The organism is Mycobacterium mantenii (assembly GCF_010731775.1).
Classification (GTDB): Bacteria; Actinomycetota; Actinomycetes; order Mycobacteriales; family Mycobacteriaceae; genus Mycobacterium; species Mycobacterium mantenii.
In genome coordinates this window covers 1,712,054-1,723,212 of the sequence record NZ_AP022590.1, presented here as the reverse complement: position 1 = coordinate 1,723,212, position 11,159 = coordinate 1,712,054, and the positions used below count along the sequence as shown (strand labels likewise).

General features: G+C 65.4%; 8 protein-coding genes. 5 read left to right on the top strand and 3 right to left on the bottom strand.

Annotated features, from left to right (window positions below; genetic code table 11):
• The first annotated feature begins 30 nt into the window (after positions 1-30).
• On the top strand, positions 31-1,779 hold the full coding sequence (locus G6N50_RS07810) for an AMP-binding protein (RefSeq protein ID WP_083097765.1): 1,749 nt from the start codon (positions 31-33) through the stop codon (positions 1,777-1,779).
• Between the two features lie 25 nt (positions 1,780-1,804).
• Positions 1,805-2,422 (top strand): hypothetical protein, encoded by a 618-nt coding sequence (locus tag G6N50_RS30040; protein ID WP_158086100.1) that lies wholly within the window; start codon positions 1,805-1,807, stop codon positions 2,420-2,422.
• 179 nt (positions 2,423-2,601) lie between these two features.
• Here G6N50_RS30040 and G6N50_RS28815 read toward each other — a convergent pair whose 3' ends face one another.
• Entirely contained in the window at positions 2,602-2,775 is a 174-nt protein-coding gene (locus tag G6N50_RS28815) for a hypothetical protein (protein ID WP_165606875.1), read from the bottom strand.
• Positions 2,776-3,459: 684 nt separating this feature from the next.
• On the opposite strand from G6N50_RS28815, the gene G6N50_RS07800 reads away from it, so the two are divergent.
• Positions 3,460-4,338 carry an SDR family oxidoreductase gene (locus G6N50_RS07800; protein ID WP_083097771.1) on the top strand — a complete coding sequence of 293 codons (879 nt, stop codon included), beginning with the start codon at positions 3,460-3,462 and terminating at the stop codon, positions 4,336-4,338.
• A gap of 2 nt (positions 4,339-4,340) precedes the next feature.
• On the opposite strand, the gene G6N50_RS07795 is transcribed toward G6N50_RS07800, so the two are convergent.
• Positions 4,341-5,771 carry an amino acid permease gene (locus G6N50_RS07795; protein ID WP_083097773.1) on the bottom strand — a complete coding sequence of 477 codons (1,431 nt, stop codon included), beginning with the start codon at positions 5,769-5,771 and terminating at the stop codon, positions 4,341-4,343.
• Positions 5,772-6,088: 317 nt separating this feature from the next.
• Positions 6,089-6,967 carry a PAC2 family protein gene (locus tag G6N50_RS07790; RefSeq protein WP_083097775.1) on the bottom strand — a complete coding sequence of 293 codons (879 nt, stop codon included), beginning with the start codon at positions 6,965-6,967 and terminating at the stop codon, positions 6,089-6,091.
• A gap of 105 nt (positions 6,968-7,072) precedes the next feature.
• On the opposite strand from G6N50_RS07790, the gene G6N50_RS07785 reads away from it, so the two are divergent.
• Together G6N50_RS07785 and metH are read left to right on the top strand one after the other, a co-directional pair.
• Positions 7,073-7,258 carry a hypothetical protein gene (locus G6N50_RS07785; protein WP_142275683.1) on the top strand — a complete coding sequence of 62 codons (186 nt, stop codon included), beginning with the start codon at positions 7,073-7,075 and terminating at the stop codon, positions 7,256-7,258.
• A gap of 111 nt (positions 7,259-7,369) precedes the next feature.
• Positions 7,370-11,146, top strand: a complete 3,777-nt coding sequence (gene metH / locus G6N50_RS07780; RefSeq protein ID WP_083097777.1) for a methionine synthase — start codon at positions 7,370-7,372, stop codon at positions 11,144-11,146.
• The last annotated feature ends 13 nt before the right edge of the window (positions 11,147-11,159 follow it).

Genomic DNA, 11,159 nt, shown 5'->3' with positions numbered 1-11,159 from the left:
AGTCATGGCGGCGAAGGGCGCGGTGACCCAATGCCCCTACCCGGGACTTCCATTTCGGACCTGCTGCGCGAACGCGCCAGCCTGCAGCCCAGCGATACGGTGTTCACCTTCATGGACTACGAGCAGGACTGGGACGGGGTTGCCCAGAGCCTGACGTGGTCGCAGCTCTATCGGCGAACGGTGAACCTTGCACGGACACTTCGAGATTGCGGATCGACTGGTGACCGCGCCGTGATAATGGCACCGCAGGGGCTCGATTACATCGTGGCGTTTCTCGGCGCACTGCAGGCGGGACAGATCGCCGTTCCGCTTTCGGTTCCGCTGGGTGGCGTCAGCGATGAGCGTGTCAGTTCGGTGCTGCGCGACGCATCGCCGACGGTCATTCTCACCACGTCCGCTGCCGCAGTTACCGTTGCCGAGTACGTCAAGTCGCAACCCGGCGGGCCCGTTCCATCCGTCGTGGAGGTCGACCTGCTCGACCTTGACGCCCGGACGGGATCTGACTTCGGGAGCGAGGCTGACCCAACGGGTGTGGCGTATCTGCAGTACACGTCCGGATCGACCCGCCAGCCGGCCGGGGTCATGGTCACGCATCGGAACTTGCTGGCCAATTTCGAGCAGATCATGTCCGACTTGTTCGTGGAGAACGGAAGCGTTCCGCCGCCGGACGCGACCATTGTGTCCTGGCTGCCGTTTTATCACGACATGGGGTTGGTCCTGGGGGTGTGCGCACCGATCCTGGGCGGACTTCGCGGTGTGCTGACGAGTCCGGTGTCGTTCCTGCAGCGACCGGCCCGGTGGATGCAATTGCTGGCGAAAGAGAGTCACGCGGTTACGGCCGCGCCGAACTTCGCCTTCGAATTGGCGGCACGCAAGATATCAGACGAGGACATGGCCGGGCTGGACCTGGGCGACGTGCTCGCCATCTTCAGCGGTAGCGAACGGGTGCACCCCGCGACGCTGCGGCGGTTCACCGAGCGGTTCGCTCGATTCAATCTGCCCAACAAGGCGGTTCGGCCGGCCTATGGGCTGGCAGAGGCGACGGTGTATGCGTTGACGCGCACACCGGCGCAGCCACCCGAGATCGTGCACTTCGACTCCGAGATGCTGGTCACCGGCACCGCACAGCGCTGCGGAAGCCCAACCGGCACACCGCTGGTCAACTATGGGACGCCACGGTCACCGATGATCCGCATTGTCGATCCCGACACCAAGATCGAGTGCCCGCAGGGAACGGTCGGTGAGATCTGGGTGCGTGGTGGCAACATCGCCATGGGTTACTGGCAAAAGCCGCAGGAGACTCAACGGACCTTCGGAGACCGGCTTGTCGCTCCGTTGGCCGGCACGCCCGAAGGGCCTTGGCTGCGAACCGGCGATTCGGGCTTTTTGTCCGACGGCGAGTTGTTCATCATCGGCCGTATCAAAGATCTGTTGATCGTCTACGGGCGGAACCACTCACCCGACGACATCGAAGCGACGGTCCAGGAGATCACCCGGGGCCGCTGCGCAGCGATAGCCGTTCCGCAAGGCAACATGGAAAAGTTGGTGATCATCATCGAGGTCAGAAACCACGGCGCGTCCGGCGAAGAGGCGACGGACAAGCTCGGCGTCGTCAAGCGCGAAGTCACCTCGGCGATCTCCAACTCGCACGGCATCGGCGTCGCGGATCTGGTTCTGGTGACACCCGGTTCGATACCGATCACCACGAGTGGCAAGGTCCGGCGAGCGGCATGCGTCGAGCATTACCGGCAAGGTCAATTCGCCCGCCTGAACGCTTAGATGTTGCCGCGGAGGAGGTTTCGCGGTGGTGTTGGCGGTCCCGGCCGGGATCAGTAGAGGGGTTGATCTCGGTCGGCCGCCCCTGCGGGCTCTCGTCGACGGGTTTCTGCCGCATTATCGCCGCCAGGGGCCTAGCTATCGGCTGGGCACCACGATCTGCCGTCTGGATACGCGGCCGCGGCTCAACCGTGATGCGGATCGGCATGGCGGCGGGCGCCGGCAGCGCCGACGCGCTGTAAGTACGCAGCGAGCTGATGTGCGCGGCCCGCGTGCCTCGGCGGATACCCGGGAGGCGGCCGCCGGCGTGGGCTCGATGTCGGTGACCGTGAAGTTTGGGCTCGGGTATGTCCGCGACCTCGTCGTGGGCGATCCACGCAAACGTCTTGTGTATAGCGAAGATTCGTCCGTTACGTTCCGGCGAGCGCACGACCCTGCGTCTGAGGTGGTCGACGTCTTCGCGGCCGAGGTTCTTCGGCCGCATATCGGTCCCGTCCTGTTCGATGTGGTCCATGCACGCAGCGCGTTCCGGTTTGCCGTAAACCGCTCGTCAGCCGGCTGGCACGTCGGCGAAGGCCTGCTACAGGCTGCGTTGCTTTTCGTCGTTGACCAACACGAAAGTCGAAGTTGTCGTCGAACGGGCTGACGCGCATTGGTTCTCCAGCCCATCTACGCGAGACGAGTAGGCCACGCCGGAGGCAAACAGCATTCGGCGGGGTTTTGACAAAGTCGGGGAAGTTCTTGGTGTGATCAGCCTGAGCTGCTGAAACAGTGTCGATTCCGCTGTTTACGTTCCGTTTACGCCAGCGAAATTTAAAGGTTCCATCACTCTGTTTCGTCCATCGTCGTCTTCGTTGCGCCCCAGTACTTTCCAACGGGACGCCAGCAGAACTGATTGCTGCCCTGGCGGTGCCAGAGGTAAGTGTCGATATCGCCCAGGCTGGCGTGCATCACAAACTTCCACGCCGAAAAGTCTCGTGGGGTGGATTTTTTATGCATTATTCCTTCCTTTTTTACAAGTGGAACCGACTAAACCCGAGCCGGTCGATTCCGCTCGCACACCGATGGAGCGCGACGGCTCCGGTGTAGACACACCCGGGCGGACCAGCGGAGATAGCCACGTCAGCGGGGCAGAAGAGCGAGAGTGGCGCGCCGGCGGAATAGTCGACGTAGTCGACCGCGACTTTGTTTCGATTGCGTTCGGCTTGAAGCCGCAAAGGTCTGCCAACGTCGCTGGCGATGGGGTCAAGCTGCAGATTGTCATCTGGCGGCCGCCCGGCCACATGCCCGACTGCGTGTCATGCCGGGAGCTTATGGTCGCGTTCGCTGCGATAGGGCCCGGTAGGAGCCGATTAGAGTAGTGCAAACGCCCAGCTAGAGTGGTCATTACAAAACATTCCAACCCGGGGCCAATCAACCCGGCTCATCGGTCCCGCGAATGAGTGCGGCCAGAAGTGCAGACATAATCAACGCGCAACACCACCGCCGCGCGGAATTTCGCAAAGGGCGCATGAATTGCCGCGCGCTTTCGGTGTTGTTAATGGCGTCGCTGCGCTGCTGCGGTCCCGTGGCTGATGCACAATCCGGCGTTTACGGCCGGCTCGGGCGCGCGGCCGTCGAGAACCTGAAAACGTAGGCGCGCAGGCGTGTTCCCTCAGGTACTCGCACGGTACGTTGGCGATCATGACATCGCTGCAGGACAAAGTCGTGTTCATTACCGGTGGTGCCCGGGGGATCGGGGCAGAGACCGCTCGCCGGCTGTGCGCCAAGGGCGCCAAGCTGGTGCTGACCGATCTCAACGAACCCGACCTCAAGGCGCTGGCCGCTGAACTCGGCGAAGAGCGGGTGCTCACGGCCGTCGCCGATGTGCGTGATCTGTCCGCGATGGAGGCCGCCGCCGCCCGCGCCGTCGAGCGATTCGGCGGCATCGATGTGGTGGTGGCCAACGCCGGTATCGCCAGTTACGGGTCGGTGCTGCAAGTTGACCCCGATGCGTTCAGGCGGGTGCTCGACATCAACGTGCTCGGCGTCTTTCACACCGTGCGGGCCACGTTGCCCGCGCTGATCGAGCGCCGCGGCTACGTGCTGATCGTGTCGTCGCTGGCCGCCTACGCCGCCTGCCCCGGGCTGGCGCCGTACAACGCCTCCAAGGCCGGCATCGAGCTGCTGGCCAATGCGCTGCGGCTGGAGGTGGCGCATCGGGGCGTCACGGTCGGCTCGGCGCACATGTCCTGGATCAACACCGCCCTGGTTCGTGACACTCAGTCCGACCTGCCGGCATTCAACCAACTGTTGGCCAGCCTGCCGTGGCCACTGAGCAAGACCACGACCGTCGACAAGTGTGCGGCCGCTTTCGTCAAGGGCATCCAGGGCCGTCGCACCCGCGTCTACTGCCCGCGCTGGGTGGCGCTGTTCCGTTGGGTCAAGCCGGTATTGGGCACCCGGGTGGGCGAGATGCCGCTGCACAAATCCACCGCCGAGCTGTTGCCGCAACTGGACGCCCAAGTCGCCGCGCTGGGCCGCTCCACCAGCGCCTACAACCGCGACCTCGGCACGTCCTAGCCCTAGCCCGTCTGGGCCGCGCGCTCCGATCCGACGGCGGCCACCCGGTTGCGCACCAGGAACCACCCGCCGCTTAGCGCCGGGACGATGACCGCGACCGCTGCGATGGTCCAGGTGCCGGTCTTCTTGTCGAGGGCCATCATGACCAGGACGGCGGCCAGGAACGCCAGGGTGAGATAGCCCGAGTACGGTGCCCACGGCATGCGAAACCGCGGCCGTTGCATCAGCCCGGCCTTGGCCAGCCGGTAGACGCGCAGCTGGCACAGCACGATGGTTGCCCAGCAGGCGATGATGCCCGGCGCGACGAGGTTGAGCACGATCTCGAAGGCTTCGCCGGGATTGATGGCATTCAAAGCGATGCCGAGCAGGCAGATGGCGGCCGCCATGGCGATACCGACGTAGGGCACTCCGGTCCTGGACATCCGGGTCGCGAACCTGGGTCCGCTGCCACTGGACGCCATCGAGTGCATGATGCGGCCGGTCGAGTACAACCCCGCATTCAAGCTCGACAGGGCGGCGGTGAGCACCACCACGTTCATCACGTCCCCGGCGCCATGGAAGCCGATCCTGGAAAAGAAGGTGACAAAAGGACTTTCGGTGGCCTTGTAGGCGGTATACGGCAGCAGCAACGCCAGCAGCGCCACCGAGCCGACGTAGAAGATCGCTATGCGCGCGATCACCGAATTGATCGCGCGCGGCATGACCTTCTCCGGCTCGGCGGTCTCCCCGGCGGCCGTGCCCACCAATTCGATTGCGGCATAGGCGAACACCACACCCGAGGTGGTCAGCAGCACCGCTATCACGCCGGAGGGGAAGAGCCCGCGGTGGTCGGACCACAGACTCAGTCCGGTGCTTTGGCCGTCGATCCGGTAACGCCCCGCGAGGAAGACGATTCCGACGACCAGGAATGCGACGAGTGCGAAAACCTTGACCAGCGCCGCCCAGAACTCGAGCTCACCGAACCACTCCACCGAGATCAAGTTCATCGACAGCACGACGAGCAAGGCGAGCAGTGCCAAAATCCACTGGGGGATCGATTCGAAGGTCGTCCACCGCCGCAGATAGGTGGCGATCGCGGTGGTGTCGACGATGGCCGTCATCGACCAGCCCAGGAAATACATCCAGCCGATGGCGTACGCCGCCTTCTCGCCGAAGAATTCGCGCGCATACGACACAAACGAACCCGACGTTGCGCGATGCAACACCAACTCGCCCAGTGCTCGCAGGATCAGAAACACAAAAACGCCGCACACGGCGTAGACCAGAAACATTCCCGGTCCCGCGCTGACCAGCCGGCCGCCTGCGCCCAGGAACAGGCCGGAGCCGATCGCGCCGCCGATGCCGATCATCTGCACTTGCCGGGGCTTGAGCCCCTTGCGGTAACCGGCGTCTTCGCCGATCACCGGATTCGGGTCGCCATCACCAGGGGCCATCAACCGTCCAATCGGTGGGTCGCGCAGCGATGCTGCCGTACTTGGTCGGCCGTCGGCAAGTTCGGGTGGGACCGACGGCGCCAGCGACCCACCACTAGTTCCGATGGTGGCGACCCGCGTCGCCCGGCTGCGCCGCGCTCGCGATCGCCACTAGTTCCGATGGTGGCGACCCGCGTCGCCGGCTGCGCCGCGCTCGCGATCGCCACTAGTTCCGATGGTGGCGACCCGCGTCGCCCGGCTGCGCCGCGCTCGCGATCGCCACTAGTTCCGATGGTGGCGACCCGCGTCGCCCGGCTGCGCCGCGCTCGCGATCGCCACTAGCGCCCGAAGCCGGGGCGACGGCGACGCAGATAACGCTCGAACTCGGCGGCCAGGGCGTCGCCGTCGATCTTGCCCAGGGCGTCGTTCATGTCGACCTCGGCGTCGCCGCGTTGCTCGAGCGACAGCACATACTCGGCGAGGTCCTCGTCCTCGGCCGTCATCTCGGTGACCGCCTGCTCCCATTCCTCGGCGTCCGTCGGCAGGTCGGCCAGCGGCACCTCGATGTCGAGCACGTCTTCGACGCGGCGCAGCAGGGCCACCGTCGCCTTGGGGTTCGGCGGCTGCGAGACGTAATGCGGCACCGCCGCCCAGAACGTCACCGCCGGGATCCCGGCCGCCACGCAGGAGTCCTGAAACACCCCGGCGATGCCGGTCGGGCCCTCGTAGCGGCTTTCCTCCAGGCCGAAACGCTTCGCCGATTCGGGGGAGTAGGCCGCACCCGATACCGGGACCGGTCGGGTGTGCGGAGTGTCGGCCAGCAGTGCGCCCAGGATCACCACGGTGTCCACGTTGAGCTTGTCGGCGATGGCCACCAGCTCCGAGCAGAACGTGCGCCAGCGCATGTTGGGTTCCACCCCGTGCATCAGCACGACATCGCGGTCGCTGCCCGGCGGCCGGCAGTGCGAGATCCGCATCGCCGGCCACACCAGCTCCCGGGTTACCCCGTCGACCTGCCGGATCACCGGGCGATTCACCTGGTAGTCGTAATACGCCTCGTCGTCGATCTCCAAGATCGGATCCGCTTCCCAGATGGCCTCGAGGTGTTCGAGCGCGTCGCTGGCCGCGTCACCGGCGTCGTTCCAGCCCTCGAACGCAGCCACGACGACGGTGTTGTGCAGTTCGGGCAATGCGGCGCTGCCGTCAGGCGGGGTCACAGAATCAGGGTACGGCCTTCGGCCCAGATGTTTGGGGGAGCCTGGCAGCGCGCTGTCAACCACCGGGGCCTATTCCATAGGACCACTATCCTGGTGGCGTGACCGGTGCGAGCGAACACGCGGGTGATGGTCGGTGCCGACACGGTCGAGGCGAATACGTTCGGCTGCAAACTGGTTAACATAGGTAACTATGACATCGCCGACAAGATCTGCGAGCTGGTGCTCATGGGCACCGCGCACGCCAAGCGGATCGGGTCGAGCTGGGCGTCCAGGCGTCGGGTGACGACGTAGACTTCTCTGGTCGAGAGGCGTTGCAACGGTTATTTGGGGGGGCCGGTCCCCTTCCGGTATCCGCCACGCTCGGCAGAGTCAAGGACGCCTTCCGTAACGGAAGGAACGCACGTGAACGCCACCGTGAGCACCTCGGCGCCGAACACCTTCGAGCCGAACATCCGCCCCGACTGCACCGACGAACTGACGGCGGCCCTGCGCCAGCGGATCATGGTGATCGACGGCGCGATGGGCACGGCGATCCAGCGCGACCGGCCGGACGAGGCTGGCTACCGCGGCGATCGGTTCACGGAGTGGCCGACCGCTCTGCAGGGCAACAACGACCTGCTCAACCTGACTCAGCCGCAGATCATCGAGGGGATCCACCAGGAGTACCTCGAGGCGGGCGCCGACATCCTCGAGACCAACACGTTCAACGCGAACGCGATCTCGCTCTCCGACTACGACATGGCGGACCTGGCCTACGAGTTGAACTACGCCGGCGCCGCCCTGGCGCGGGCGGCCGCCGACGAGTACAGCACCCCGGACAAACCTCGCTACGTGGCTGGCGCAATCGGGCCCACGACGCGGACCGCGTCGATCTCGCCGGACGTCAACGACCCCGGGGCCCGCAACGTCTCCTACGACCAGTTGGTCGCCGCCTACCTGGAGGCTGCCAACGGTCTGGTCGACGGTGGTGCCGACCTCCTCATCATCGAGACGATTTTCGATTCGCTGAACGCCAAGGCGGCGGTGTTCGCCGTCGAGACGCTGTTCGAGGATCGGGGACGCCGCTGGCCGGTGATCATCTCGGGCACCATCACCGATGCTTCCGGGCGGACGCTGTCCGGTCAGGTCACCGAGGCGTTCTGGAACTCGATCAGGCACGCGAAGCCGATCGCGGTCGGCCTCAACTGCGCCCTGGGTGCGCCGGAGATGAGGCCCTACATCGCCGAGATGGCGCGCATCGCGGACACCTTCGTCTCCTGCTACCCCAACGCCGGCCTGCCCAACGCCTTTGGCGAATACGACGAGTCCCCGGAGCGTCAGGCCGGCTACATCGCCGACTTCGCCCAGGCGGGTCTGGTCAACCTGGTCGGCGGCTGCTGCGGGACGGCGCCGCCGCACATCGCCGAGATCGCCAAGGTCGTCGAGGGCACGCCGCCGCGCGAGCTGCCGGAGATCGAGGTGGCCACCCGGCTCTCGGGCCTCGAACCGCTCAACATCACCGACGACTCCCTGTTCGTGAACATCGGTGAGCGCACCAACATCACCGGCTCCGCCCGGTTCCGCAACCTGATCAAGGCCGAGGACTACGACACCGCGCTGTCGGTCGCCCTGCAGCAGGTCGAGGTCGGCGCGCAGGTCATCGACATCAACATGGACGAGGGAATGATCGACGGCGTCGCCGCGATGGACCGGTTCACCAAGCTGGTCGCGGCCGAGCCGGACATCAGCCGCGTCCCGGTGATGATCGACTCCTCCAAGTGGGAGGTCATCGAGGCGGGTCTGAAGAATGTGCAGGGCAAGCCGATCGTCAACTCGATCTCCATGAAGGAGGGCGAGGAGAAGTTCATCCGCGAGGCACGGCTGTGCCGCAAGTACGGCGCTGCCGTGGTCGTGATGGCCTTCGACGAACAGGGGCAGGCCGACAACCTGGAGCGCCGCAAGGAGATCTGCGGACGTGCCTACCGGATCCTGACCGAACAGGTCGGCTTCCCGCCCGAGGACATCATCTTCGACCCCAACTGCTTCGCGCTGGCGACCGGTATCGAGGAGCACGCGACCTACGGGATCGATTTCATCGAGGCCTGCGCCTGGATCAAGGAGAACCTGCCCGGGGTGCACCTTTCCGGCGGTATCTCGAACGTGTCGTTCTCGTTCCGGGGCAACAACCCCGTCCGCGAAGCGATCCACGCGGTGTTCCTGTACCACGCCATCAAGGCCGGCCTGGACATGGGCATCGTCAACGCCGGCGCGCTGGTGCCCTACGACTCGATCGACGCCGAGCTGCGGGACCGCATCGAAGACGTCGTCTTGAACCGTCGCGAGGACGCGGCCGAACGACTGCTGGAGATCGCCGAACGGTTCAACAGTAAGGACCAGTCCGGGGAGGGTGATGCCGCGGCGGCCGAGTGGCGCAGCCTCCCGGTCCGGGAGCGGATCACGCACGCCCTGGTCAAGGGCATCGACGCCCACGTCGATGCCGACACCGAGGAGTTGCGGGCCGAGATCGCCGAAGCGGGTGGTCGTCCGATCGAGGTGATCGAGGGCCCGCTGATGGACGGCATGAACGTCGTCGGTGACCTGTTTGGCTCGGGCAAGATGTTCCTGCCCCAGGTGGTGAAGTCGGCCCGGGTGATGAAGAAGGCCGTGGCGTACCTGCTGCCGTACATCGAGGCGGAGAAGGAAGAGTCCGGCGCGACCGCCGGTAAGGACACCAACGGCACGATCGTGATGGCGACCGTCAAGGGCGACGTCCACGACATCGGCAAGAACATTGTCGGAGTTGTGCTGCAGTGCAACAACTTCGAGGTAATCGATCTCGGTGTGATGGTGCCCGCCCAGAAGATCCTGGACGCGGCGAAGGAGCACGACGCCGACATCATCGGACTGTCCGGACTGATCACCCCGTCGCTGGACGAGATGGCCAACTTCGCCGTCGAGATGGAACGAGAGGGCCTCGAGATCCCGCTGCTGATCGGTGGCGCGACCACTTCGCGCGCCCACACGGCCGTGAAGATATCGCCGCGTCGCAGCGGCCCGGTGGTATGGGTCAAGGACGCGTCTCGCTCGGTGCCGGTCGCCGCCGCGTTGCTCGACGACAAGCAACGGCCGGCCCTGCTGGAGGCCACCGAGAAGGACTACGCGTCGCTGCGCGAACGGCACGCCCAGAAGAACGAGCGGCCGATGCTGACGCTGGAGAAGGCCCGCGCGAACCGGACGCCGGTCGAGTGGGACGGGTACACGCCGCCGGCGCCGGCGATAGGTGTGGGAGTACGGGATTTTCATGACTACGACCTCGCCGAGTTGCGCGAGTACATCGACTGGCAGCCGTTCTTCAATGCCTGGGAGATGAAGGGTCGGTTCCCGGACATCCTCAACAACCCGGCCTCGGGCGAGGCTGCCCGCAAGCTGTACGACGACGCCCAGGAGATGCTCGACACCCTGATCAAGGAGAAGTGGTTGACCGCCAACGGCGTGATCGGGTTCTTCCCCGCGAACGCCGTCGGCTCGGGTATTGAAGACATCGAGGTCTACACCGACGACACCCGTACCGAGGTGCTGACCACGTTGCACAACCTGCGCCAGCAGGGCGAGCACCGCGACGGCATCCCGAACCGGTCGCTGGGCGACTACATCGCGCCCAAGGACACGGGTCTGGCCGACTACGTCGGCGCCTTCGCCGTCACTGCGGGGCTCGGCAGCCAGGAAAAGATCGCGGAGTTCAAGGCGGCACTCGACGACTACAGCGCGATCCTGCTGGAGTCGGTCGCCGACCGGCTGGCAGAGGCTTTCGCCGAACGGATGCACCAACGGGTCCGCAAGGAGTTCTGGGGATTTCAGCCCGACGAGCAGCTGGACAACGAGGCGCTCATCGATGAGAAGTACCGGGGAATCCGCCCTGCCCCCGGATATCCGGCGTGCCCCGAGCACACCGAGAAGGCGACGCTCTGGAAGTTGATGGACGTCAAGGAGCGGACCGGCATCGAGCTGACCGAGTCGATGGCGATGTGGCCCGGTGCCGCCGTCAGCGGCTGGTATTTCTCGCACCCGCAGTCGCAGTACTTCGTGGTCGGCCGGATGGCCCAGGATCAGGTCGCCGACTACGCGAAGCGCAAGGGCTGGACTCTGCAGGAAGCCGAGCGTTGGCTCGCCCCGAACCTCGGCTACAACCCGGAGGACTGAGCCCTGGGTTTGG

Coding starts and splice junctions, on each gene's coding strand:
- G6N50_RS07810 (WP_083097765.1), top strand. CDS start 31: ATGCCCCTACCCGGGACTTCCATTTCGGACCTGCTGCGCGAACGCGCC.
- G6N50_RS28815 (WP_165606875.1), bottom strand. CDS start 2,775: ATGCATAAAAAATCCACCCCACGAGACTTTTCGGCGTGGAAGTTTGTG.
- G6N50_RS07800 (WP_083097771.1), top strand. CDS start 3,460: ATGACATCGCTGCAGGACAAAGTCGTGTTCATTACCGGTGGTGCCCGG.
- G6N50_RS07795 (WP_083097773.1), bottom strand. CDS start 5,771: ATGGCCCCTGGTGATGGCGACCCGAATCCGGTGATCGGCGAAGACGCC.